The organism is Pantoea sp. CFSAN033090, assembly GCF_001264395.1.
Lineage (GTDB): Bacteria > Pseudomonadota > Gammaproteobacteria > Enterobacterales > Enterobacteriaceae > Pantoea > Pantoea agglomerans.
Genome location: NZ_LGYX01000001.1, coordinates 327,692 through 351,964 on the forward strand (window position 1 = coordinate 327,692; position 24,273 = coordinate 351,964).

General features: G+C 54.9%; 21 protein-coding genes and 1 tRNA gene. 2 read left to right on the plus strand and 20 right to left on the minus strand.

What is annotated here, in order from left to right:
* Nucleotide 1: 1 nt before the first annotated feature.
* The 13 genes from AFL22_RS01560 to AFL22_RS01625 all read right to left on the minus strand — a co-directional run bounded on the left by AFL22_RS01560 (nt 2) and on the right by AFL22_RS01625 (nt 15,350).
* Nucleotides 2-1,609: an ABC transporter substrate-binding protein gene (locus AFL22_RS01560; protein ID WP_052270633.1), complete on the minus strand. Its 1,608-nt coding sequence runs from the start codon at nt 1,607-1,609 to the stop codon at nt 2-4.
* An 82-nt stretch (nt 1,610-1,691) separates the two neighbouring features.
* A complete protein-coding gene (locus AFL22_RS01565; RefSeq protein WP_052270634.1) occupies nt 1,692-2,969 on the minus strand; it encodes an FAD-binding oxidoreductase in 1,278 nt (425 codons plus the stop codon).
* Nucleotides 2,970-2,979: 10 nt separating this feature from the next.
* Nucleotides 2,980-3,648 (minus strand): haloacid dehalogenase type II, encoded by a 669-nt coding sequence (locus tag AFL22_RS01570; protein WP_010247881.1) that lies wholly within the window; start codon nt 3,646-3,648, stop codon nt 2,980-2,982.
* A 28-nt stretch (nt 3,649-3,676) separates the two neighbouring features.
* Nucleotides 3,677-5,146: an aldehyde dehydrogenase family protein gene (locus tag AFL22_RS01575; RefSeq protein ID WP_052270635.1), complete on the minus strand. Its 1,470-nt coding sequence runs from the start codon at nt 5,144-5,146 to the stop codon at nt 3,677-3,679.
* 443 nt (nt 5,147-5,589) lie between these two features.
* Nucleotides 5,590-7,047 carry an NAD-dependent succinate-semialdehyde dehydrogenase gene (locus tag AFL22_RS01585; RefSeq protein WP_052270636.1) on the minus strand — a complete coding sequence of 486 codons (1,458 nt, stop codon included), beginning with the start codon at nt 7,045-7,047 and terminating at the stop codon, nt 5,590-5,592.
* 160 nt (nt 7,048-7,207) lie between these two features.
* The gene (gene cbl, locus AFL22_RS01590) at nt 7,208-8,167 is read right to left on the minus strand and encodes an HTH-type transcriptional regulator Cbl (protein ID WP_010247887.1); all 960 of its coding nucleotides are present in this window, start codon (nt 8,165-8,167) and stop codon (nt 7,208-7,210) included.
* 185 nt (nt 8,168-8,352) lie between these two features.
* Nucleotides 8,353-8,805 carry a hypothetical protein gene (locus AFL22_RS01595; RefSeq protein ID WP_010670915.1) on the minus strand — a complete coding sequence of 151 codons (453 nt, stop codon included), beginning with the start codon at nt 8,803-8,805 and terminating at the stop codon, nt 8,353-8,355.
* Nucleotides 8,802-9,158, minus strand: coding sequence for a tlde1 domain-containing protein (locus AFL22_RS01600; protein WP_010247892.1), 357 nt, complete (start codon nt 9,156-9,158; stop codon nt 8,802-8,804). Before AFL22_RS01600 ends, AFL22_RS01595 begins: the two co-directional genes overlap by 4 nt.
* Before the next feature lie 12 nt (nt 9,159-9,170).
* Nucleotides 9,171-9,662: a type VI secretion system tube protein TssD gene (tssD, locus tag AFL22_RS01605; RefSeq protein ID WP_052270694.1), complete on the minus strand. Its 492-nt coding sequence runs from the start codon at nt 9,660-9,662 to the stop codon at nt 9,171-9,173.
* A gap of 826 nt (nt 9,663-10,488) precedes the next feature.
* Nucleotides 10,489-11,406: a nitrogen assimilation transcriptional regulator NAC gene (gene nac / locus AFL22_RS01610; protein WP_010247899.1), complete on the minus strand. Its 918-nt coding sequence runs from the start codon at nt 11,404-11,406 to the stop codon at nt 10,489-10,491.
* Between the two features lie 454 nt (nt 11,407-11,860).
* Nucleotides 11,861-12,886: an ABC transporter permease gene (locus AFL22_RS01615; protein ID WP_174819610.1), complete on the minus strand. Its 1,026-nt coding sequence runs from the start codon at nt 12,884-12,886 to the stop codon at nt 11,861-11,863.
* 23 nt (nt 12,887-12,909) lie between these two features.
* Entirely contained in the window at nt 12,910-14,394 is a 1,485-nt protein-coding gene (locus AFL22_RS01620) for a sugar ABC transporter ATP-binding protein (RefSeq protein WP_010247905.1), read from the minus strand.
* A 32-nt stretch (nt 14,395-14,426) separates the two neighbouring features.
* Nucleotides 14,427-15,350: a sugar ABC transporter substrate-binding protein gene (locus AFL22_RS01625; RefSeq protein WP_031591254.1), complete on the minus strand. Its 924-nt coding sequence runs from the start codon at nt 15,348-15,350 to the stop codon at nt 14,427-14,429.
* 505 nt (nt 15,351-15,855) lie between these two features.
* On the opposite strand from AFL22_RS01625, the gene AFL22_RS01630 reads away from it, so the two are divergent.
* A tRNA-Asn gene (locus tag AFL22_RS01630) sits at nt 15,856-15,931 on the plus strand.
* A 90-nt stretch (nt 15,932-16,021) separates the two neighbouring features.
* Here the strand turns inward: AFL22_RS01630 and AFL22_RS01635 are convergent.
* From AFL22_RS01635 to AFL22_RS01645, 3 genes are all read right to left on the minus strand, one after another.
* Complete coding sequence (locus tag AFL22_RS01635; protein ID WP_010247918.1) at nt 16,022-16,324, minus strand: helix-turn-helix domain-containing protein; 303 nt, start codon at nt 16,322-16,324, stop codon at nt 16,022-16,024.
* A gap of 4 nt (nt 16,325-16,328) precedes the next feature.
* Nucleotides 16,329-16,682, minus strand: a complete 354-nt coding sequence (locus AFL22_RS01640) for a type II toxin-antitoxin system RelE/ParE family toxin (RefSeq protein ID WP_010670918.1) — start codon at nt 16,680-16,682, stop codon at nt 16,329-16,331.
* Nucleotides 16,683-16,980: 298 nt separating this feature from the next.
* Nucleotides 16,981-18,069, minus strand: a complete 1,089-nt coding sequence (locus AFL22_RS01645) for a YncE family protein (protein ID WP_052270695.1) — start codon at nt 18,067-18,069, stop codon at nt 16,981-16,983.
* A gap of 395 nt (nt 18,070-18,464) precedes the next feature.
* On the opposite strand from AFL22_RS01645, the gene fhuE reads away from it, so the two are divergent.
* Nucleotides 18,465-20,627 (plus strand): ferric-rhodotorulic acid/ferric-coprogen receptor FhuE, encoded by a 2,163-nt coding sequence (gene fhuE / locus AFL22_RS01650; protein ID WP_072123793.1) that lies wholly within the window; start codon nt 18,465-18,467, stop codon nt 20,625-20,627.
* Between the two features lie 76 nt (nt 20,628-20,703).
* Here the strand turns inward: fhuE and AFL22_RS01655 are convergent, their stop codons facing one another.
* From AFL22_RS01655 to AFL22_RS01670, 4 genes are all read right to left on the minus strand, one after another.
* Complete coding sequence (locus AFL22_RS01655; protein ID WP_052270638.1) at nt 20,704-21,105, minus strand: cell envelope integrity TolA C-terminal domain-containing protein; 402 nt, start codon at nt 21,103-21,105, stop codon at nt 20,704-20,706.
* A gap of 98 nt (nt 21,106-21,203) precedes the next feature.
* Nucleotides 21,204-21,485: a hypothetical protein gene (locus tag AFL22_RS01660; RefSeq protein WP_052270639.1), complete on the minus strand. Its 282-nt coding sequence runs from the start codon at nt 21,483-21,485 to the stop codon at nt 21,204-21,206.
* 185 nt (nt 21,486-21,670) lie between these two features.
* Complete coding sequence (locus tag AFL22_RS01665; RefSeq protein ID WP_052270640.1) at nt 21,671-22,984, minus strand: LLM class flavin-dependent oxidoreductase; 1,314 nt, start codon at nt 22,982-22,984, stop codon at nt 21,671-21,673.
* Between the two features lie 47 nt (nt 22,985-23,031).
* Nucleotides 23,032-24,102, minus strand: coding sequence for an iron-containing alcohol dehydrogenase family protein (locus tag AFL22_RS01670; protein ID WP_052270641.1), 1,071 nt, complete (start codon nt 24,100-24,102; stop codon nt 23,032-23,034).
* Nucleotides 24,103-24,273: the final 171 nt, after the last annotated feature.

Consider the following 24,273-nt stretch of genomic DNA (forward strand, 5'->3'; position numbering starts at 1 on the left):
ATCAGGCACTCAGCCACGCAAACTCATGGAAGCGATAGCCCATCATCATGCCCGACGGCCAGGCCTCCACCCCTTTGACCTTTTTGTTGTAGCCATCCGTGGAGCTGATAAAGGTCGGGATAAGGGTGCCGCAGTGGTCATAAATCAGCGTCTGCATGTCGCCATACATCTGCTTGCGTTTCGCCTGATCGCGCTCACCGCGTGCCGCGACCACCAGCTGATCAAACTGAGGGTTTTTCCAGCCCGATTCGTTATTCGGTGCGGTAGAGAGATAAAACTGTGAGAAGAGCATGTCGAGCGTCGGACGCGGATTTATCGAGCCATATCCCACCGGATCTTTCATCCAGTGCGAAGACCAGTAACCGTCATACGGCACACGTCGCACTTTGATGTTCAGCCCTGCCCCGCGCGCCATCTGCTGGATCATCTGACCGCCTTCATTTGCCCCTTCGATATTCGGCGTGGTGATAATCTCCACCGTGGAGCCCACCATGCCCGCTTTTTTGATGTGGAACTTCGCTTTTTCAATGTCCAGCGCACGCGGTTTGAGATCGGCGTTATAGAGCGGATGCCACGGCGGCACCGGGGTGTCATTACTGACGTCGCCGTAACCCTGCAGCACCGTTTTCACCAGCATTTCACGTGGTTGCAGATATTTCATCGCCAGCACGAAATCTTCGTTGTTACCCGGCTTTACATCGGTGCGGATAATCAGGTTGGTGTACATGCCCGATTTACTCTCCAGCACGCCAAATTCGCTGCTGGCTTTGATGCGCTTGCAGTCGGCAGCGGTCAGCGTGGAGACCATCTGCAGATCGCCCGACATCAGGGCATTAACGCGCGCGGCGCCGTCGGTGACGCCAATCAGCTCTACCTCATCCAGATGTGGCAGACCAGGCTTGTAGTAGTTGGGATTTTTGGTACCGATGGTGCGCACACCCGGCATAAAGGCTTTGCAGACAAAAGGACCAGTGCCGATGCCTTTGCTGAAATCTTTGGTGCCGTCCGGCACGATCAGAAACGGCGGCGTCGCCAGCATATAAGGGACGTCGAAGTTGGCGCTGCTCAGCTCCAGCTGCACCTCATTATCATTGACCGCGCTGAAGGTTTTGAACTGATCGGCCAGCTTAAAGGCGATAGAGGCGATGGCCGGATCTTTGTGACGGCTGAGCGAGTAGATGACATCTTTGGCGGTCAGCGGTTTGCCATCATGGAAAGTGACCCCCTTACGCAGTTTGATATGCCAGGTAATGCCGTCGCTGGATTCCAGCGATTCGGCCAGCGCGGGTTGCGCCATCAGGTTTTTATCCAGCTCGGTCAGGCCGCTATAGAACATGAACTGGCGGGTGTAATCCGCACTGTTGTTACTTTTGGCCGGATCAAGTGTATCGGTGGCCGAGGCATTCGACATCGCCGCCCGCAGTTTACCGCCCCTGACCGGCTTGTCGTCCGCCAGTGCCGCCCCTGAAAAAGTGATCAGGCCGCTGCTCATCACCGCACCGGCTGAGAGCATTTTCATCAGGCTGCGGCGTGAAAGTGAGCCTTCGGTGATCATGCGCGTCAGTGCCGGATTTACCGCATCAGCGTCGTTATTATCAAATTTACTCATCTCTGTACCCTCAATAGTCAGGCGAACCGGGGATCATGTTCTGGCGGTGCTGATAACCTGGCGGTCAGCACCCGACGGGACGTTATGAAAGGCGATCCTTTGCTTTGTAATAGAGTCCTGCGAGCGGTAAAAACCATGGCTTGCCGTGATAGCCGGGCAACGCGGGCCATGTGTCGCGCTGCCAGGGATTTTCAGTGCGCTTTTCAGCCAGCAGACTGGCCATGACGCGTCCCATCCACACCGACATCTGGGTACCGTGACCGCTGTAGCCCAGTGAATAGAAGAGGCCATCCTGTTCACCCGCGTGCGGCAGACGGTCGGCGGTCATGTCGACCATACCGCCCCAGCAGTAATCCACCTGCGACTGGCCGAGCTGTGGCAGCATCTGTGTCATCGCCCTGCGCAGGATCTCACCGCTACGCGAGTCCGACGTCGGGTTGCTGACGGCAAACCGCGCCCGCCCGCCAAACACCAAACGGCGATCGGCCGTGGTACGGAAGTAGTTGCCGATATTCAGTGAGGTGACGTAGGTGCGATCGTTTGGCAGCACCTGGCGCAGCAGCGCCGGGTCGAGCGCCTCCGTCACCACGATAAAGCTGCCAACCGGCACAATGCGGCGCTGAAACCAGGGAAAAGGGCCGACGTTGGAGCAGCCGGTCGCCATCAGCACTTTATCCGCCAGAATGGTGCCCTGCGCGGTCTCTACCCGATGCTGATAACCCTTCAGGCGTTCTAACTTCGTCACGGCGTGGTGCGGGAAAATCTTCGCGCCGCTGCGGGCGGCGGCCTCAGCCAGCCCGACGCCGAACTTGCCCATGTGCATCTGACCGCCCCGTTTCTGCAGCAGGCCGCCATGAAAGTTATCGCTGGCGATCTCGTCGCGTACCGCCGTTTTGTCGAGCAGTTCGATCTCCGGGTCAACGGTACGGCGCATCAGCTCATACGCTTCCTGCAGCCCGGCCACATGCGACGCTTTGCTGGCGAGCTTGAGTTTGCCGCACAGCCGGAAGTCGCAGTCGATCGCTTCATCCTGGATCAGTTGCTGGACATAGCTCACCGCCTCATCAAACGCCCGGTAGAAGCGGCTGGCCTGCTCCAGACCCTGGCTCGCCACCAGCGAGGCGAAGTTCTGCGCCACACCGGTGTTGCAGTGGCCGCCGTTGCGCGCCGAGGCCTGACTCATCACGTCGCCACTCTCAAGCAGCACCACGCTGATGCCGCTGCGCGCCAGGTTCAGGGCCGCCGAGATGCCGGTGAAGCCACCGCCAATCACCACCACGTCCGCCTGTGCGGGCAGCGGTTCGCGTGCGGCACCGGTAAAGGCCGGAGCGGTGGCCTGCCAGAACGATTCCAGTTTCATGGAGTATTCCTCAGAGTCCGACGACGCCAGGCAGGCCGCCGATATCGTTGATTTCGGTGTACTGGTAATACGGATTCGCCGGTTCATGACCGCGATTGACCCAGACTTTGTTTTTGATGCCGAGATCGTGGGCAGTCATCAGGTCATAGCGGAAGCTGGAGGAGACGTGCAGGATCTCCTCCGGGCCGCAGCCGAGCTTATCCAGCATGTACTCGAAGCCCTTCATCTGTGGTTTGTAGGCTCCCGTCTCTTCTGCCGTGATAGCCATATAGATTGGTGCGCCCAGACGCGGTTCGTGATGCGGGATCAGGTCTTTCATCGAGTTGGTCAGCAGCACCAGCGGAAACTCCTTAGCCACCTTTGCCAGCCCGGCGGGCACGTCGGGATGCGGACCCCAGCTGGCGCAGTCGGTGTAGATAAAGTCGCTGTCGGCTTTGTCCCAGCGGACGCCCCACTTTTTGCAGGTGCGCTGCAGGGCATTACTCACCACGTCGTAATAGGGTTTCCACGCGCCGAGCACCTCATCCAGCCGGTAGCTGGAAAAGTCGGTGGTAAATGCGTGCATTGCGTCCGGGTCGACGCGGTCGCTGAAACAGCGCTGCGCGGCACCCGCCATATCGAAGCGAATCAGCGTGCCGTAACAGTCAAACGTGATGAATTTCGGTTTAAACAGTGCCATGTAACACCCTCGTCATTGTCATTTGCGCTTAGAAATCGATGAGTACACTCTTCTGGCGCTGGCAGGCCTGAAACGCCTGGCGGCCTAAATCTTTACCAATGCCGGAGCCGAGAAAGCCACCGGTCGGAATGATGAAGTCGCCGGAGCGTCCATAGCGGTTGATCCAGACGGTGCCCGCGTCAATGGCGCGCATTGCCCGCAGCGCGCGCGGCAGACTCAGGGTGTGAACACCGGCGCAGAGGCCATAGGTGTCATGGGCGGCCATCGCCAGTCCCTGCTCTTCATCATCAAACGTCTGCACCGTCAGCACCGGACCAAAAATCTCCTGCTGGACCGCCGGGTTATCCTGCGTCACGTGACTCAGCAGCGTGGGCTGCCAGAACCAGCCGTCGTCGGTGTCGGCAAAACGCTCACCGCCCACCAGCACTTCTGCGCCCTGCGCTTTTGCCGCCTCAATAACCGAGCAGACTTTGTTGCCCTGTCGTTCGTCGATCAGCGGCGCGTAGCGGCTGCCCTCCTGCCAGGTGACGCCCGGTTTAACCTCCCGGCAGAGCTGAGCCAGCCGCTCAACCAGCGGATCGGCAATGTTGCGCTGCACAATAAGACGGGTGCCCGCCACGCAGGCCTGACCGCCGTTGGCGGTGAAGCCGCGCAGAATCCGCTGGGCCAGCACCTCAAGGTCACCCGCGTCATCAAACACCAGTTGCGGACTTTTGCCGCCCAGCTCCAGCGTCACCGGCTTCATGCCGTTTTGCGCGGCATCGCTCATGATGCGCGCGCCAGTCAGGGTCGAGCCGGTAAACGAGACTTTGCGCACCAGCGGATGTTTTACCAGTGCACTGCCGGTCACCGCGCCACTGCCCTGGACAATGTTCAGCACGCCGGCCGGCAAGCCCGCCTGAATGGCCAGTTCGGCCATGCGTACGGTAGAAAACGGGGTCAGTTCAGAGGGTTTAAGCACCACCGCATTGCCCGCCGCCAGCGCCGGTCCGCATTTCCACGACGCCATCGACAGCGGGAAATTCCACGGGGTAATCGCGGCGATAACGCCATAAGGTTCGGCAATCAGCATGCCCAGGCTGCTGTCGCGGGTGGGAAAGAGATCCCCGCTGTATTTGTCAGCGCATTCGGCATAGAAGCGAATCGCTTCGGCGGTAAAAGGAATTTCGTGCAGCACCACGTCATTGATCGGCCGGGTGGAGCCCAGCGCCTCCAGCTGTGCCAGCAGCGCGTCCTGCTCAATCAGATCGGCCCAGCGGCGCAGTATCCGTCCGCGTTCGCGCGGCGGACAACCGGACCAGCCGCTGCTTTTCAGCGCCTGATGCGCCACAGTCACGGCACGATCGACATCCTGCGGCGTGGCGTCCTGCAGCGTGGCATAAACCCTGCCATCCGAGGGACGTTTAACCTCAAAGGATGCGCCCTGGCTCTGGCAGTGCTGGCCGCCAATATAATGGCCAGTCGGGAGAGAAACTTTTTCCGGGTCGAAACTTAACATGGAAGAATTCCTTATTTGTTACACCCATCAGTTGCTGGTTTATTAGCGTTTAAAACTGCCGGTTTCTGCGCTGTTAATAAGCTAATGCAGAAAGTATGCCAGCCGGGCAAAAAATAAAAATGCGTTTAAAACAGTGCAAAAAAATTTTCTGCCGTATTGGCGGGGGATTTTTTGCGGAATTGCCGAACAATTAAACAGATGATTTACTTCACAAAATTTATGCGCCCTGCTGGTGCAACCTGCACGGAAATTGCACCAAAGCGGATATTTCGGGTCAGGCGGCTCAATCCGGTTCACATGATCCGCCGATTTAACGACCCGCTTCACATCCCTGATAAATTCTTTAATTTTTCAGAACAATTATTTGACGCCGGTAAGTTTTTACGGAGCCTCAGGCAAAAAAAAGCCAGCCGGATTATCCGGCTGGCTCTTTTCATTTTTAGTTACAGACTGCCAATGTGAAATGTTTTCTGTTCCAGATATTCATCAATTCCGTAGCGGGAACCCTCCCGGCCAATACCGGAGAGTTTCACGCCGCCAAACGGCGCGACCTCCAGGGAAATTGCGCCGGTATTAAAGCCGACCATGCCAAACTCCAGCGCCTCCGCTACCCGCCATGCGCGCCGGATGTTCTCGGTAAAGAAATAGGCACCCAGGCCGTAGGGCGTGTCATTTGCCATCGCGATCGCCTCCTCTTCATCATCGAAGATAAACAGCGGCGCGACCGGACCAAACGTCTCTTCATGGGCGATGCGCATGGTGACGGTGACCTCACCGAGCACCGTGGGCTGCACAAAGGTCCCGTTGCCCTGGCTGATGCCGCCGGTCAGCAGCGTTGCACCCTGACTGAGCGCATCATCAATATGACCGTTCACTTTCTCCACCGCGCGGCTGTTGATCAAGGGACCAATAGTGCTGTCGGGCGCAAAACCATCCCCCACTTTCAGGGTGGCGACCGCCTCCAGCAACCGGGCGGTGAAACGCGGATAGATACTTCGCTGCACCAGGATGCGGTTAGCGCAGACGCAGGTTTGTCCTGCGTTGCGGAACTTGCTGAGCATGACCCCCGCGACGGCAATCTCAATATCGGCATCATCAAACACGATCAGCGGCGCGTTGCCACCCAGCTCCAGACTCAGGCGCTTGATGCTGTCGGCGCTCTGTTGCATCAGTAACTGTCCGATGCGGGTTGAACCGGTAAAGGAGATTTTACGTACCGTGCGGCTTTCAGTCAGCGTCGCGCCAATCTCCGTGGGCAGGCCGGTCAGCACCTGCAGCACGCCGGACGGGAAGCCCGCGCGCTCTGCCAGCACCGCCAGTGCCAGCGCCGACAGCGGTGTTAACTCGGAAGGCTTAACAATAATCGGGCATCCGGCGGCCAGCGCGGGCGCCACCTTGCGGGTGATCATCGCAATCGGGAAGTTCCACGGCGTGATCGCGGCGGCAACGCCTACCGGCTGTTTCAGCACCAGGATTCGCCGGTCCTCGCTGGGCGCGGGAATGGTGTCGCCATAGATGCGGCGTGCCTCTTCCGCGAACCATTTCACGAAGCTGGCTCCATAGAGCACTTCGCCTCTGGCTTCCGCCAGCGGTTTGCCCTGCTCGGCGGTCATGATAATCGCCAGGTCGTCAGCGTGTTCAATAATCAGTTGATGCCACTTTTCCAGCAGCGCGGCACGGCTGGCATTGGTGGTTTTGCCCCAGCTGATGCGCACCGTTTCCGCATAAGCTATCGCCTGCCCGGTTTCTGCCCGACCCAGTGCCGGAATCGTCGCCAGGGTTTCGCCCGTGGCGGGATCGGTAACCGGCAGCGTGGCGCCCTGATGCGCATCCTGCCAGCGTCCATTAAACAGCGCCTGCTGGCGCAGCAGATCGCTATCGTTAAGTTGTAGTCGCGACATATCATCCCCTTGTGGTCAGCTGATTCCACTTTATCGCGCCGGGTCAGCGCAGGATGTTGTTGTGCGGGGTGAGAAAGGTCGATAGGGGAGATTTTCGCAATGATTTGAAATTTTATGCCGTGCGGAAACAGGCGCGCATCCGGGTGGATGCGCCGTGTGCTTAAATCTGGAAGTCGATAACCGGTTCGTCGTCATTGCTGTAGGAGAGCGCCTGACGCTTGATCTCTTCCAGCGACAGGTTGGCGTTGCAGAGTTCCAGGAACTGCCAGACGTAGTTGCGTTGCAGCTGGCCGCGCTTGAGGCCGAGCCATACGGTGCTGGCATCGAACAGATGCGTGGCATCGAGGCGCACCAGCTCTTCACTCTCTTCAGTTTCACACGCCTGATCGGCCAGTATCCCCACGCCTAAACCGAGTTTGACGTAGGTTTTCACCACATCGGAGTCCTGAGCGCTGAGCACGATATCTGGTTTTAAACCGGCCGTCTGGAATGCACGGTCAACCCGCGAACGTCCGGTGATACCCTGCCGGTAGGTGATCAGCGGATAGCGGCTGAGCGTGCTCAGTGAAACCGGCTGGTTCTGCACCAGTTCATGTCCTTTCGGCACCAGTAAGGCGTGATGCCAGCTGAACCAGGGGAACGCCGCCAGGCTGCTGTTGTTGACCAGTAATTCACTGGCGATGCCAATGTCCGCCTCACCCGCCAGCAGCATGGTGACAATTTCCTGCGGCGAACCCTGATTGAGTTCAAGCCGGACGTTAGGATAGAGCTGACGAAACGCTTTGATGACTTTCGGCAGGCTGTAGCGCGCCTGAGTATGGGTAGTGGCTATGGTCAGGATGCCGCTGGTTTCATTGGTAAAGACATCGGCCAGACGTCGCACTTTGCCCGCTTCATCCAGGATACGCTCAGCGATGGTCAGCAGCGCTTTGCCCGGCTCGGTCATCCCCAGCAGGCGCTTGCCGCGACGAATAAAGATCTCAACCCCGAGTTCATCTTCCAGGTCGCGGATGTGCCGACTTACTCCCGACTGGGAGGTAAACAGCGTGTTAGCGACTTCCGTTAAGTTAAACTCACAGCGGGCCGCCTCGCGGATGATTTTAAGCTGCTGGAAATTCACGGTATTTACCTCCCTTTACATAATCTGATTATCTGATGGTAAGAACTATTATTGATAACCGGAAATACTAAAAAATTCGCATTTATGACTTTAGGGAATAACGGGGTGGGTTTTGGGGGTACAGAGAGGTTTGAGATGGGCGGCCGGACTTCAGAATTTGACTGAAACCCGGTCTGGGGGAGAGGCTATTTTACAGAAGGCGATAGATTACGCATTCTGGCGCTCTCTGCTTTCATCTCTTCATAGCTTGCTTCCAGGATCCACAGACAGGTCGCACCCTGGTCAGTTGCCAGTAGCGCCAGACGGGTTTGTTGATAAAAATCCTCTATAAAGGCTGTAGGTTGCTCAGCCGGAACGCTGCAGACAATGTCTGTACCTGCCATATGGGGCCAGGATCTGGCGTCAATAACCCGGAGCGTCTCCAGCACGCCCGGGGTATTCTTTGCTAACGCCGAGGCAAGGGCATCCTCCATCCGGGTTGCCTGCTGAACATCAGCCGTAGCTGCCAGTTGGGGCACTTTTGCAAGCCAGGCTTGCTCTCCTGACGCGATGCCCTTCAGCGAATTTTCCCAGTCGGATGTATTCGCTCCAGCCCAGACCGCGAAGGGCAGAAGGCCAATCAATATCAGATATTTCATCGGACCACCTCCAGCGTCCCGCCTTCACGCAGCACGCGTCGCCGGGTTGCAAGTGACATAATGATGCAGCCTTCTGAGGCGAAGCCCGCTGGCTTATTGACCCTTTCGCCATGAATGCGAAATGCCGAACGGCCAAAAGACTCTCCGGAAGTCTGCACCAGAATAATGGTCAGGGGTCCTTTTGATGTGGAGTGCCCTGCAATTCTGTACGTTCCCTGAGGAAGGGGCCCCATCCCTCTTACATGCTGGCGATCGGGATTATTTTTGTTAGTCAGACTACCTGAGTAGCCGGCCTCAATAAATTCACTGTTGTGGTATAAGTGACCCGTGCTTTGCTCATATGTCCATGTCATCGTTATATTCCTTTATGCTGTCACTCGATCATTCCAGCTGTCCGAGTGGACGATATTTCCGTCTGCATATCGCCAGGTAATTTTTTCGTAAATCAGCTCTACAGTTTCCAGATGATCCCGCGCCTCACCATAGCGGGATTTAACGTCATACATCATCGGGCCCACACAGATAACGGTTACGCCTTCCATCAAAGTAATGAAATATTCCACCTCCTGCCCCGCGTCATTTATCCGGTAAAATCTTATTTCCGCTGAGCAAAGCTTTTGACCTGAGGTCACAGCCCTGTAAAGGCAGGGACTGGACTTATCGATCTCTTTATCAAAACTGTAAGAAGCGTGTTCGCGGACAGCGGTTGTTTTACCCGTCACGTTGTCTGTGGAGAGCATGACGCCGTGATTCAGGTCGAGGACTTCAATAGCGCCTTCACGACCTGCCACGTCGACTGATCCGACAATAATGTTGTTACCGTCATCTTTAAGCCAGAGATAAGCTGGAATAGCCATCGTTTTAAACTCCATTTTAAAAAGAGAAAGCCAGCCTGTTTACTGCTGACAGGCCCACTGCTTTCACAGCCTGATTAAACTATCTTCCGGCAAACATCAGATCAATTTTCATACAGCGTGAAATCAACCTGATTGAAGTTTTATTGTTTCAGATATAGAGATCGCGGAATAACCCGGTATCAGAGAAAAAAAACGTGCCCAAAAGCTATTCAGAATAATTTAAAAGTCGCATCAGCAATTCTTCACGCCAACATGGATTTATCATTCGTGCTATGAAGTTCACATTGTGTCGAAATGGAAAGATAGAACCTCTTCCTGTCCAGCCAGTAAACAGCTCTGTGCAGCAAATAAATACAGAAATTACAGACGAAGGTTTACCAGAGGCGTCCGCAGCGCTGAGGAACAACCGGAGGCAAGGATGAGCCGACAGGACGTCGGCGAAAGGACGTCGGCGAAAGGACGGTACGAGCCAGGGATGGCGAGTCCGGACGGTCCGTCGGCCGCAGGGCGTGACGAAGGCACCCCGCACAGCGGGGCGCGCAGGCAGCCGGACGCCGGGATTGTTAAGGGGCGGGCGTCCGCCCCTTGACGCGTCCGCCTGCACAGGCAACCTGAAACTCCTCATCGCCTGGCGGGCGAAACTTCCTCCGTGCATACCCGCTGCTAAAGGCTCACAGCCTCCATCGCCTGGCGGGCGTAAACCGCTCAGTGCTAACGCGCGGCTAAGTGACCTGAAACTCCCGAACGCCTGGCGGGCGTAACCCGCTCAGTACGAGCCCGCTGCAAAGCGAAACCGGCTGGTTGCCAGCCCGCTGCAAGCGCCCTCTTAACTCACTAACATCAACTCCCGCTCCTCACTCAGCGGCTTATTCAGCAGCGACAGCAGGATGTTCTTCACTGCCTGCGCTGAAGGTGACAGCGGCAACCGGGCGGAGACGTTAAGTGACAGCGGCAGACTCAATGACGGACTGTTGATGCGTGACATCCAGGCATCGGTGGAACCCACCAGCGAACGGGCGGCGGACTCAGGTAATACGGTCACGCCCATGCCGCTGGAAATGGCTGCGGTCAGGGTTGAAATCGATTCGATCTCACCGATGATGCGTGCACTCAGACGACGCAGCGAAAAGGCCTCATCGACCCGCTTGCGCACTGCGCTGTAATCACGCGGTAAGAACAGACTCATCTGCGCCACATCGGCCAGATCGACGCTGGCTCCCGGGTAATCGGTGGCGCCTACCAGAAACAGATCCTCTTTCATCAGCGGCATGCTGGTGATCCCAGCAGTGGGCGCGCGATCGTACAACACCGCCATATCCAGCTGACCGTTCATCACTTTCTCATTCAGCACGCTGCCGCTATTTTCGTGCAGGTAAACCAGCACTTCCGGAAATTGATCGCGCACGGTCTGCAACAGCGGCATGGTCAGCGATGAAGCCGCCGTCCCTGGGGCCAGCCCAATCGATACCTGTCCACTCAGCACCTGACCGGCGTTAATTACCGCAGTCTGGGCCTGCTCACACTGGCGCAGAATGGTGCGCGCATGACCATAGAGAATCTTACCCGCCTCAGTTGGCGTAACGCCGCGCTTGGTACGAATCAGCAACTGCTGATCAAGTTCATTTTCCAGCGTCGCGACCTGCTGACTGAGTGCAGGCTGGGCGATGTGCAACACTTCTGCTGCCTGCGTCAGACTGCCGATATCGACGATTTTCACAAAGTACTTCAGTCGTCTTAAATTCATCTTGCCTCCGTCACTCACCCCGAATAGCGAAATGGGTCTGATCCCATCGCCCTGATAACAGAGATTTTGCAAGATGCAGGCCAGGTTTAAAAAACTCAGGCCATCAAGCAGCCAGATTTTTCCTAACGGCCCGGAAAATAAGCGTTTCTGATTACCTCTTATGGGTTAATAAGGATCAGGAATGGCTGAGAAGAGAGAGTAAAGCCGTCAGGCGCACTGTGACAGTGCAGACGCTGCGAGTCAGACGTGCAGAAAAGTGATGACAGGCTGTACAGTTTGAGTGCAGTGGAAACGCATTGCACCTGATGAAGGCTTGCAGGGCCTGAACAGAGGCGTGAAAAACAGGGAGTGAATGTAACCGCTATCAGCGGGATTTCTTATCGCTGGCGAATGCCGGATGATAAAAAGCAGCCGTTGCCCTCTCCCGCATCCGGAAGAAGGCAACGCCTGCTGATTAACGTTTTTTGCGGTTACGGTGCATGTCGATAGAGACCGCAGCCACAATAATCATCCCTTTGATGATGTCCTGAATGTACGCATCGACACCGACGAAGGTGAATCCGCTTTTAATCAGGCCAAGGATCACTGCGCCAATTAATGTTCCGGTGATACGGCCCACGCCACCCATCAGGCTGCTGCCACCGATAACGGCTGCGGCAATCGCATCCAGCTCGTACGACATCCCCATGCTTGACTGACCGCTGCTGACGCGCGCCGCCAGTACCACACCCGCCAGGCCAGAGAGCGCGCCTGCAATGGTGTAGACGATAATCAGATACTTATTAACGTTGATACCGGAGACTTTCGCCGATGTCATGTTGCCGCCGATGGCGTAAACATATTTACCGTAGCGGGTATGCTTCAGGGCGATATGGAACAGCAGCGCCACCACCAGGAAAATGACTACCGGCATGGCACCCTGTCCGATTGAGGTGAAGCCATCGGAAAGGAAGCTGATCGGATTGCCCTGGGTGTAATACTGCGCCAGACCACGTGCCGACACCATCATGCCCAGCGTGGCAATAAAGGGCGGAATGCCGGTGCGGGTAATCAGTACACCATTGACCACGCCCGCCAGCAAACCGACGCCGATACCGGCCGCAATAGGGATCACCGCAGGCATATTCACCAGCGACGGATACATTGGCGACAGGCTGTCAGAGGTCTGCGCCAGGCTCGCGGCCACCACCGCCGCTAGGGCAATAATGGATCCGGAGGAGAGATCGATACCGGTGGTGATGATGACCTGAGTCACGCCGACGGCGATAATCCCGATAATCGCCACCTGCAATACAATCAGGATCAGACGGTTGGTGTTGAGCAGGAAAGACTGGTCACGCACGTACCAGCCGAACATTTCAAAAATTAACGCAATCCCCACCATCACCACGAAAATGCCGGTATCTTTCGGCAATTTATGACGCAGGCTGGCAAAAAAAGAGGGTTGCTGCGGGGCTGCCGGGGTGGCAGTAGCTTTCATATTGCTCATAGTGGTCTCGCGCCTCACTCGGATGCCAACGACAGAATGGTTTCCTGATCGGCTTCTTCTTTATCGAGGATGCCGGTTATACGCCCGCCGTGCATAACCATCACCCGGTCGCTCATGCCAAGAATTTCCGGCAGTTCAGAGGAGACCATGATGATAGCCACGCCACGGTTGGCAAGTTCACTGATTAAGCGGTAAATCTCCGCTTTCGCGCCGACGTCAATGCCGCGCGTCGGTTCGTCCAGAATCAGAATCTTCGGTTGCGCCAGCAGCCAGCGGGCAATCAGGACTTTCTGCTGATTACCGCCGCTGAGGTTATTGATGATTTGATCCATGGTTGGCGTTTTAATGTTGAGACGACGGATTTGATCCATGCAGTCCTGCGCCATCTTCACATGGCTGACAAACCCGCTTTTGCCGCTGTACTCCGGCATGTTAACGATGCTCATGTTCTCCATTACCGATAGCACCAGAAACAGGCCGGACTTTTTACGGTCTTCGGTGAGGAACGCCATGCCCTTTTCAATCGCGGTTGAGGGTGAGTCGATTGTCACCGGCACGCCATCAATCAGGATCTCGCCGCTGTCGAAGCTCTCCATGCCGAACAGGCTCTCCATCACCTCGCTGCGACCCGCACCCACCAGTCCGGCGACGCCGAGGATCTCCCCCCGGCGCACACTGAAACTGACGTCGGTGAAACGATCTTTGCAGGTGAGATTGCGCACCGTCAGCACCTCTTCACCAATTGCGCTGTTGAATTTCGGGAACAGCTGGGTCAGTTCGCGTCCCACCATCTGGGTAATCAGCGACTGGCGGGTATATTTCGACGTCTGATCGCTGGCGATCCAACTGCCGTCACGGAAGATACTGACTTCGTCGGTGATGGTGAAAATTTCATCCATCTTATGGCTGATGTAGATGATCGCTTTGCCCTGCTCCCGCAGGTCACGAATGATGGTAAACAGATGCGCCACTTCGGTTTCTGTCAGCGCGGAGGTGGGCTCATCCATGATCACGATGTCTGAATCCCATGAAACTGCTTTGGCAATCTCAACCATCTGCTGCGACGCGATGCTCAGCTCGCCCACCATCCGATCGGCTTTCAGGCGGATATTCAGGCGGTTGAGCAGTTCCTGCGTCATCTGATTAAGTCGGGCGTGATCGACAAAGCCAAATCTCATCGGCTCGCGACCCAGCCAGATATTCTCGGCGACGGTCATGTAAGGCACCAGGTTGAGTTCCTGGTGGATCATTGAAATGCCGGAACGCAACGCGTCCATGGTGTCCTGAAACTGCACCGGCTCCCCTTTAATTTTGATGGTGCCCTGATCGGGACGATACATCCCGATCAGACACTTCATTAAAGTGGATTTGCCCGCGCCATTTTCGCCCATCAAGGCATGTACCGTTCCCGGACGCACCCGCAACGAGACGTTGTCGAGGGCTTTTACGCCGGGGAAGAACTTGCTGATGCCTTCGGCTTCAAGCGCAAAAGCGTTCATACATCACCTCCGTACTGCTGGGTCGGGAACGACTATTTCAGGTTACGCTTGGTAAACTGTTCCATGTTGTCTTTGGTAATCAGCTGGTAGGGGATATTGATGACTTTCTGGACTTTTTCGCCATTTACCAGTTTGACCGCGGTCTGCACCGCACCTTCACCCTGGCCCTGCGCATCCTGGAATACCGTGGCGACCATCTTGCCCTGCTTCAGCATCTGCAGCGCATCGGGTGTGCCATCGACGCCAGCGATCAGGATTTTGTCCGGGTTTTTACCCAGTGCCTGCAGCGCACCGATTGCCATTTCATCGTTGTTAGAAGCGATGGCATTGATCTCATCACCGGCGGTCATCCAGTTACTGACTACGTCTACCGCATCGTTACGGGTAAATTTGGCGGTCTGTTTCTGAACAATTTTGATGCCAGGGAATTTAGCCGCAACCTCTTCCACACCTTTGGTACGGTCACGGGTCGCTTCATTCGCCAGGTCACCCATCAGGATGGCAACGTTGCCTTTGCCGTTCATCGCTTTAGCCAGCGCTTCCATCTGTAAGCGTCCGGCCAGTTCCGAATCGGACCCGACGTAGGCCATTTTGCCGGTCAGCTCAGCCTGTGGACGGCGGTTGACAAAGATCAGCGGGATACCCGCTTTGCTCGCCTGGTCCATAATCGGTTTCACCGCATTGGTATCGACCGGGTTGACGATCAGCGCATCAACACCCTGACCGATAAAGTTCTGAACCTGCTGCAGCTGCTGTGAAACGTCGCCTTTTGCATCCTCAACCTGCCCTTTAACGCCATCTTTCTGCATCTCTTTCTGCATAGAGGTACGCAGAATGGTGAGGAAGTTGTCATCAAACAGCGCCATGGAGACGCCAACTGAGATATCTTTTGCCATAACCGCGGCAGGTAACATGCAGGCTAACAGTGAGGCGACAATCGTTTTTTTAATGTTCATAGGGACCCTTCTTATTTGTTAACTTGCTCAGCGGCTGTGACCGCGAATGAAAAATATCTTTTACATTCACCCAGCCTGTCTGGCGTCTGTTTCGGGAAATTTGAGGTAAGACTTCAGGTTCTGACTATTTTTGTGATCGACCACTCCTTTTCACAATCACTTGATCTGCAAACAGTTAACTTCAAAATAGCGTTTCACTTTCAGACGATAATGACGACCGTGATGATAAGCAGTTTATTTATTCCATATAATCACGTTTTGAAATTTTTATCATAAAAGCACTGAAACGGTTGTTTTAACATCGGCAAACAACAAAACTTTGACATGCCTCTAACATCTGCGGAGAAATGCCCGCAAAGTGAGATCCTGTTGGCAGTTTGAAAATCCAGCAGAATCGGGTAAAAATCGCCAATCCGCTGCTTTTACGAGCATCTGAACGCAATTCGGTAAACAGGGCTTTGACAAGCGGGATCTGCGCCGCTAATATTCGCCCCGTTCAAGCGATTCCTCTGTAGTTCAGTCGGTAGAACGGCGGACTGTTAATCCGTATGTCACTGGTTCGAGTCCAGTCAGAGGAGCCAGAATTAGAAAAGCCCGCTCAGGGAAACCTGAGCGGGCTTTTTGCTTTTATGTTTTCGGTCAAGGCGGCATGACATCCCCGCCTGAATGGCTTACACCTCAAACCCGTAGTGCGAGCCGTCCGGCAGTTCCACCACCAGCCGCAGCTTACCCCCTGCCGCATCGATATAGCGCTTGAGCGTGGAGAGCTTCAGATCGCGGCCCGGCTTCTCCATACCCGCCACGGTAGGCTGTGTAATGCCCAGCGCCTTTGCCATTTCGACCTGTGTTTTCTGCACTTTCTCGCGCAGCTCGGCAAGGTGAATGTTGAGCAGGATATCCGTCGCCATCGCCTGTGCATCGGCAACGACTTCCGGTTTTTCATCCGCAATAAGCTGTTCAAGCGTTCTGCCCATCTGGTTACTCCTCATCTTTAAAACTATTCAGCCAGTGTGTAAATTCCCGATCGGCAACCGGAAGCATCTCCTGATAAAAACGCTTTTCATTGCCCACCTTATTTCCGGCACAAAGCACAATCGCCGTTCGGTTTGGGTCAAAAGCAAAGAAAGCCCTTATCGGATCGCCGCGACTCTGAATACGCAGCTCTTTCATGTTGATATAAACAGAGCCTTTTAGCGTATCCGCGTATGGCCTGGACAACCCCGGCCCTTTTTCGCGCAACACCATTAATGCTGCCAGTACGCAGGCGCGATCGCTCTCATTAAGCAAGGTAAACCAGCGATCAAACCTCTCCGTCGTTTTAATCATCCACACGGGATCTCCTTATTAATATAGGTTAAATACTATATAGGTGTAAAGCGATAATCGAGTGTGGTGCAGGGGGATTTCAGATGCCTGTGCTTTTAGTGCAAAGTGAGAGAAGCGTTCAGCCGGGTCAGTGATGAATCCACACAACCTTCATCGTTTTGCGAGCTGTACCGGATTGGTTATGGGGTGAGATGATGTGAGGCGTTGTTCTCAATAAGAAAGCCCGCTCAGGCTTCCCTGAGCGGGCTTTCACTTTGTTCGCATCGCTTCCCTGCCAATGCAGAGTGACGCTTTTAGCGCGTGATTACGGCAGCGCGATACGGGCAATCTCGTCAGTGCCTTTGGTGGAGGAATCTTTGTTAAATTCCGCCTTAAGCGTGACATAGAGCGTGTTGTTGTCCGGGCCAATCAGCAGGCTGTTTGGGTTCTTGTCAAACGACCAGCTGTTTTTCACCGCGTAGGTGGTGGCATCCAGTTGCAGCACTTTCTTCGATTCGCGCTGGCTGATGTAAAGCTCATTGCGTTTATTGTTGAACTTGATGCCCATCGCATCACCTTCGATACGCTTGATCACTTTGCCGGTGCGCTCATCAAAGATCAGCGTGGTTTTGCCTTTGGAGTCGTCAGTAACAAACAGGCGACCGGTAGCAGGATCTTCCGCCATGTTCAGGAACAGATACTCTTTGCCATCGCCTGCGGTCCAGCGCTTCTCGATTTTATGGCTGCGTGGATTGATCACCAGAATTTCACCCGAGCCGTTAGCCGCATAAATGCGCTCAGTCAGCGGGGAATAGATGATACCGGTGACCCATTTCCCGGCGTTTTTAATCTCGGTTTTCAGCTTAAAGGTTCGGGTATCCACGACGGAGATATAGCCCGGTTCGGCTACGCGACCGACATAAAGCTCGTTGCCGTGCCACAGGACTTCACGCGCACCCGCCGGATAGCCTTCTTTACTGATCTTGCCCGGGAACACCAGACGCTGCAGCACTTTGCCACTCTGGGCGTCCACTTTTGAGATCGCGCCATCCAGTGAGTTGGTGGTGTAGAACACCTGACCGTTTTCATCGATAGCGGTACCGAAGTTTTTCATGTCGGTATGCGTTTCGCCTTTGGTCGTCAGCGTGGCCGGATCGAGACGATAGATCATGCCGCCGTTCACATCCTTAAACGCCTGCGCGCTGGCGACAAACAACGCTTTGGACGCAGGGGAGTAAGCCATTTCGTACAGACCATCACCCAGAGCGCGTTGTGTCACTGCGGTATTAACCGGTTTTGGGGCTTCAGCGGCAGGCGCATCGGCTTTTTTAGCTGGTGCCTGACACGCTGTCAGGCTAAAGGCAGCGGCAACTGCCATGGCAACAGCGGCTTTGCGCGGGCTTAACGATTTCATGCTGAACTCCGTCAGGAAATAAAGAATGAGAATCATACGCATTAACAGCCAGTAATCAAATGACGACGCTGCTATGCATGCCTGTCCGGTCATTTTACCCGCGTTAAACCGCTTAACCGCCCCGTTAAATTCCACCTGAATGCCCTTTTTCTGCTTTCAAATCTGATAAACACCAGCAACTAAAAGGCTTTATATCTGCCTATCACACTGAATTATAAATAATTAACATAAGGTTACACTTTCGATTGAATCCTTTGAAGAATATATAAAGCAAATGATTATCATTGGCGTTCTCATAACTGGCTGAGCGTCTTTTTCCAGAAGATGAGTGGATAAAAAATAACAACCAAAGACACAACGGTTTAACTCAATACCAATTTTTAATGGAAAATTTTATGGCTCGTAGTGGCAGGGAATCAGGTTTCAGAAACAGCTTTAGCGTCTCATTACTGACACTGGCGATACACGCCCTCTTCCACCCCGCCCTGGCGGCGGAGGAGACATCGCAGGATATGGTGGTCAGCGCCACGACTGACGAAACCAGTGACAGCGGTAAGCAGAATTACGCGGTGCAGACCACCCGCGCGGGCACCAAATTAATGCTGACACCGCGAGATGTGCCTCAGTCACTCAGCGTGGTGACGCAGCAGCGAATGCAGGATCAGGATCTGCAATCGGTTAATGATGTGCTGACCAACGCCACCGGTATCTCCACCAATCTTATCGACAGTGAACGCTCCGAGTACTATTCACGCGGCTTCAAAGTCAGCAACTTCACTTTCGATGGCATTCCGACCTCGGTTAACGATAACTGGAATTACGGCGACGCGGCGTCCGACACGGCAATCTATGACCGTATTGAAATCGTGCGCGGTGCGACCGGCCTGATGACCGGAGCGGGCAGCCCTTCGGCCTCGATCAATATGGTGCGTAAACATGCTGACAGCAAAACCGCGACCGGCACGCTGAGTGCCAGCTATGGCAGTTGGAACAAGCAGCGCTACTTGGCGGATCTTTCTGCCCCGCTTAACAGCGATGGCAGCCTGCGCGGCCGTGTGGTGACGGGTTATACCGATCAGGAGAGCTGGCTGGATCGCTATCAAAAAACCAAAAAATTCATCTACGGCGTGATTGATGCGGACCTTACCGATAAGACGACGCTGTCACTGGGCTACGACTATGAAGATGACAACACCGGCAATCCAACCTGGGGCGGCCTGCCGATGTTTTACAGTAATAACGCCACGACACATTACGACCGCAGCCTGAATTCATCAGCTAACTGGGCGCGTTACAACACTAATTCGCGCAAAGTCTTTGCGGATATCGACCATAACTTCGATAACGGCTGGAATATTCATATTAATGGCACGCACGCCGAGAATACCTTCAGCGATAAGCTGCTCTATGTGATGGGCAATCCCGATCAGGAGAGCGGTGAAGGCACTACCGGTTATGGCAGTATGGATCGCGGCAAGCGTAAAATGGATTCAATCGATGGCTTTGCCAGCGGCCCGTTTGAACTGCTGGGTCGTCAGCACCTGTTGATGGCCGGGGCAAGCTACAGCCGCCAGCATAATGCCGCCTACAGCCAGGATGGATTCAGCGATGCGGAGGCGGGTGAAATCACTGCCGCCGATATGGGAATTTTCAATAACAGCTGGAGCGGTAACGTTGCGGAGCCTGAATGGCAGGGCTGGTATCTCAACGATGATGACACTGTTCGTCAGAAATCAGTCTATAGCGCTGCACGTCTGTCGCTGGCCGATCCGCTGTCGCTGATTATTGGCGCTCGCTATACCCAATGGAGCACCCATGGCAGCAGCGGAGAGATGACCAAAAATAACACCACGCCTTATGCAGGGCTGGTGTATGACATTAATGACACCTGGTCCGCCTATGGCAGCTACACCGCCATTTTCCTGCCGCAGACTTATCGCGATACTCACGGCAGTTACCTCTCACCGGTGACAGGTAAAAGTTACGAGACCGGTCTGAAATCCGCCTGGAACGATGGCCTGCTGACCGCCAGCGTAGCAATTTTCCGCATCGAGCAGGATAACGTCGGACAGGCGATTGATGGCGTTTATCTGAGCGGCAATGAGCAGGCCTATGACGCCGCCAAAGGTGCAGTGAGTAAGGGTGCCGAGTTCGAGCTGAATGGCGCGCTGACCGATAATCTGCAGCTGACCTTTGGCGCAACCCGCTATGTGGCACGCGATAAAAGTGGCCGGTTCAACAGCTATCAGCCGCAAACCTCATTCAAGCTTTTCACCCGTTATCAGTTAGCCGCGATCCCCGAGCTCTCCGTTGGGGGCGGAATTAACTGGCAGAACCGGGTGTTTAAAGATGTGACCAATGCCAGCGGCGACAGCGTACGGGTATATCAGGGCAGCTACCCGCTGGCCTCGTTGTTTGCCCGCTATCAGGTGAATAAGCAGGTTGCCGTACAGGCCAACGTCGATAATCTCTTTGACCGTGAATATTACAGCTATATGAACAGCTACGTTTACGGTGAGCCACGTAACGTGAATATCAGCGTGTCTTATCAGTTCTGATAATGGTGAGCTGAGAGGCCAGACAGCCCGCGATTGCGGGCTGTCTGGTGGGCTGATTTAACGGGCATGATGCGTGTCAGGGCTGTCCTTCCATATTCCAGCGCGCTGATCCCATCACATCGAAAACATGCTGGTCTGTGAAAGCCGGAAATCTGGCGCGTTTTGCCGCCACTTTGAGCGCGTTGCAATAATCTTTATCGCCCCCTTTGATAATAAAATTATCCAGGGTGCCATCAATTTTGAAATCCAGATGGGCATTACAGCGTTTCCCCTTCCAGGCGTGCGGCTCTGATAGTGCAGCATCCAGCGCTTTTTTTATGCCAGATGCCTGCTGACCATAGATATCGTTGTCCCCGACTTTTCCTGAACGGTTATAGCTGCAGGTTTCGAGTGCGCTTTTTTTAATGCATTCGTGTGGAGTGAGAGGTACACAACCGGCTAACAGGGCACAGCAGAAAATGGGAATGATCTTTTTCATGGATAAGTCCTTTTAGGTGGAAAGGGAACGGCGTCCTGCTCCCTGGTTATTCTGATATCAGGCTAAGCTAAACCCATACAAAGTGAATCAACACAGGGTTATTTTCCCGTTTTTTTTCGCCAGAAGAGAGAGAAAGCAATCGCTGTTAATACGCCAATCAGGGGCATCGTGGCCGCACCCGCCATAAAGTTGTGCTGGTCGATGCGTTTGTCCCTGCGGATATCCGCGAAGCGTGCGAGTGCCTGTTTTTCATCTGAGGCACGAACTTCCTCGAACTGTTTTTTATAACCCTGCTCTGTCAGATCGAAAGCCCGGCTTACGTCCGATCTTTCAAGTGCAACAGTGTATTTGCCTTTGGTATAAAACCTGTATTCTGACATTCAGCGAGCTCACAGCCAGGAGGATAGATTTGCACTATATCGGGTATAAATGGGTTTGCAGAACGCTTTTGGAAAATAGTTCGACACAATACAGATTCCAGCCTCCCTGCTGAATTAACCGCATCTCCTTTTCCGGCAAACTGCGTGCGGTAGTGCGTTAATACTTCCCGTGATGACCGTGGCTGTTAACTCTCTTCGGTTATCACTTCAAGCCCCAGATTCTCCCGCAGCGTGGCAAACTCATACTCATCGCGAAACAGTCCGCGACGGCGCAGTTCAGGGATCACCAGCTCCACAAACAGATCCAGCTGTTCCGGCATAATGGCTGGCATAATGTTAAAGCCGTCCGCCCCGCCCTGCTCCAGCCACTGCTGGAAGTCGTCGGCGATATCTTCAGCGGTACCGACAATCACGCGGTGTCCGCGTGAACCGGCGGCGACGGCGGCCAGCTCACGCAGCGTCAGATTCTCGCGCTTTGCCATATCGGTCATCAGCTTAACGCGGCTCTGATTACCTTCGCCCAGCGGAACCTCCGGTACCGGGCCATCCAGTGGATATTGGCTGAGATCCATACTGAACCGCAGTGAGAGCTGACGAAGCCCGTTCTCAATATCCACCAGCGTATTCAGCTTTTTCCACAGCGCCTTCGCCTCCTCACGCGTGCGGCCAATAATCGGCATGACACCGGGCATGATCACGACATGATCCGGGTTACGCCCGGCGGTAATGACCTGCTCCTTTTGAGTGCGATAGAACGCTTGCGCTTCCTCCAGACTGGCGGAGGCGGTAAAGATCACTTCCGCTGTCTCAGCCGCCAGCTTCTGACCATCAGCAGAAGAACCTGCTTCGATAATCACCGGACGTCCCTGCGGCGAACGCGTGATGTTCAGGGGGCCTTGTACCTGAAAATGCTCGCCCTGATGGTTGATCGGCTTGATCTTCTCATCAACAAAATAGTCCCCGGTCGCTTTGTCGGGCTGTACTGCCCCCGCTTCCCAGCCCTGCCACAATTTGTCTGCCACCTCAAGGAACTCCCGCGCACGGGCATAGCGGGAAGCGTGGTCGGGCATATCGCTGCGGCTGAAGTTACGTGCAACGTCAGTGGAAAACGAGGTCACGACGTTCCACGCGGCCCGGCCACGGCTGATGTGATCCAGTGACGAGAAACTGCGCGCCAGTGTAAAGGGATCGCTGAAGGTGGTAGAGGCGGTTGCGGCCAGGCCAATACGTCTGGTGTTGACCGCCAGCGCCGCCAGCATCGTCAGCGGTTCAAGGCGTGCCATGGTCGACGGCAGACGATACATGCTGGTTGCCAGTGCATCACCCACAAAGAACAGGTCGAACTTACCCGCTTCGGCTTTTTTAGCCAGCGTGATCAGCCAGTCGATATCAGTGGGATCGCCCAGCTGTTCCGTCAGACGCCAGCCGCTCACGTGCTGACCCACCGGTTGAACAAACAGGCCGAGCCGCAGGCGACGTGATGGAGTGAAATGATTCATGAACGATTCCTGGTCTGTAAGGTGTAAAGGCGCGCCGCAGCGCGCGCTTAAAAAAGGGTGTCCGTCGCCAGCAGCGCCTGCTCCAGCGCGCGGGCGGAGACGCTAAACGGCAGCCGTTCTGCGCAGGCCTGGGGGAATTTAATCTGCTGCGCGATGTTGCGCAGCGCGCTATGGCGATCGCCGCGTAACACCGGCAGCTTCAGCGGCATATCGTAGTGTCGCAGCAGCGCAAGGAGTTCCGCATCAGCGACGCCGTCATTTTCCATCAGCGACTGCACCAGCAGGCTGAAGCCGACTTTCTCACCGTGCAGCCAGTGATGCAGCTCCGGCAGGTGCGTCAGTCGATTGTGAATGGCGTGCGCAAAGCCCGGCGTCGGCAGCAGGTCGCGCACACTGTTCGCCAGTCCGGCGAGCACGATAGTGGCATCAATGACTCTGACCAGTTCAGGCGTGACCCGCTGCTGCTGGCAGGCCAGGATCGCGGCGTCTCCCTGCTGCCGGAAAGTGTCAAGCGCCTGCCGCGCGGTCATCACCTTAAGATCCAAAGCCAGATCATCAGGGTTGTGCTGCTGGTAAGGCCGGAATTCATAATATTTGGCCAGCGCATCCACAATACCCGCTTTCAGGTAGCGCACGTCGCTCCGGGCGATTACTTCACTGTCCACCAGCACCAGCTCCGGCATTTTCCCCAGCGGCTGGCTGCGCAGATGGCCGCCTTGCTCGTTATAGATGATGGCAATCGGTGACCAGGCCGCGCAGGTTGCCGCCTGGGTCGCAAAGTTAACCAGCGTGACCGTCGGCAACTGGCTGGCAGCGGCTTTAGCCGCATCCAGTACGCGTCCGCCCCCAATCGCCAGCAGCAGTTCTGCGCCCTGCTGTGCGATATGATGTTTTAAGCTGGCGATGGCCTGTTCGGTACATTCGCCCTCTAAATAGTCGAGCTGCCAGCGGATGCCATTTTCTTCAAGACTCTGGCTTAATTCCGGATTAATCGCCTGCCACGCCTGAGGAGAGGTAAAAATACGAATATGGGTGGCATAGGGTTTAATAAACTGACCGGCGCGGATGCGCAGGCCCGCCTCATGCGCATAGGCTCGCGGAGATGTAATGGCTAACACAGCAGCATCCTGATTATATAAAATAGAAAAAGACTTTTATTACAATGAGTTAATAGTGTCTCATGGAATTTAATTTCTTTTCTGAATACTACGACAAATAACAATTTAAGCAATCAAAAACCGGCCATTTCATATTCACAAATCCGCATTAGGTTAGTTATTTTTCACACA

Excerpts from the sequence above, each read along its gene's own strand:
- AFL22_RS01560 (WP_052270633.1), bottom strand. The coding sequence starts at position 1,609 with ATGAGTAAATTTGATAATAACGACGCTGATGCGGTAAATCCGGCACTG.
- AFL22_RS01565 (WP_052270634.1), bottom strand. The coding sequence starts at position 2,969 with ATGAAACTGGAATCGTTCTGGCAGGCCACCGCTCCGGCCTTTACCGGT.
- AFL22_RS01570 (WP_010247881.1), bottom strand. The coding sequence starts at position 3,648 with ATGGCACTGTTTAAACCGAAATTCATCACGTTTGACTGTTACGGCACG.
- AFL22_RS01575 (WP_052270635.1), bottom strand. The coding sequence starts at position 5,146 with ATGTTAAGTTTCGACCCGGAAAAAGTTTCTCTCCCGACTGGCCATTAT.
- AFL22_RS01585 (WP_052270636.1), bottom strand. The coding sequence starts at position 7,047 with ATGTCGCGACTACAACTTAACGATAGCGATCTGCTGCGCCAGCAGGCG.
- AFL22_RS01595 (WP_010670915.1), bottom strand. The coding sequence starts at position 8,805 with ATGAAATATCTGATATTGATTGGCCTTCTGCCCTTCGCGGTCTGGGCT.
- AFL22_RS01600 (WP_010247892.1), bottom strand. The coding sequence starts at position 9,158 with ATGACATGGACATATGAGCAAAGCACGGGTCACTTATACCACAACAGT.
- tssD (WP_052270694.1), bottom strand. The coding sequence starts at position 9,662 with ATGGCTATTCCAGCTTATCTCTGGCTTAAAGATGACGGTAACAACATT.
- nac (WP_010247899.1), bottom strand. The coding sequence starts at position 11,406 with ATGAATTTAAGACGACTGAAGTACTTTGTGAAAATCGTCGATATCGGC.
- AFL22_RS01615 (WP_174819610.1), bottom strand. The coding sequence starts at position 12,886 with ATGAAAGCTACTGCCACCCCGGCAGCCCCGCAGCAACCCTCTTTTTTT.
- AFL22_RS01620 (WP_010247905.1), bottom strand. The coding sequence starts at position 14,394 with ATGAACGCTTTTGCGCTTGAAGCCGAAGGCATCAGCAAGTTCTTCCCC.
- AFL22_RS01625 (WP_031591254.1), bottom strand. The coding sequence starts at position 15,350 with ATGAACATTAAAAAAACGATTGTCGCCTCACTGTTAGCCTGCATGTTA.
- AFL22_RS01635 (WP_010247918.1), bottom strand. The coding sequence starts at position 16,324 with ATGGGCAGAACGCTTGAACAGCTTATTGCGGATGAAAAACCGGAAGTC.
- AFL22_RS01645 (WP_052270695.1), bottom strand. The coding sequence starts at position 18,069 with ATGAAATCGTTAAGCCCGCGCAAAGCCGCTGTTGCCATGGCAGTTGCC.
- fhuE (WP_072123793.1), top strand. The coding sequence starts at position 18,465 with ATGGCTCGTAGTGGCAGGGAATCAGGTTTCAGAAACAGCTTTAGCGTC.
- AFL22_RS01655 (WP_052270638.1), bottom strand. The coding sequence starts at position 21,105 with ATGAAAAAGATCATTCCCATTTTCTGCTGTGCCCTGTTAGCCGGTTGT.
- AFL22_RS01660 (WP_052270639.1), bottom strand. The coding sequence starts at position 21,485 with ATGTCAGAATACAGGTTTTATACCAAAGGCAAATACACTGTTGCACTT.
- AFL22_RS01665 (WP_052270640.1), bottom strand. The coding sequence starts at position 22,984 with ATGAATCATTTCACTCCATCACGTCGCCTGCGGCTCGGCCTGTTTGTT.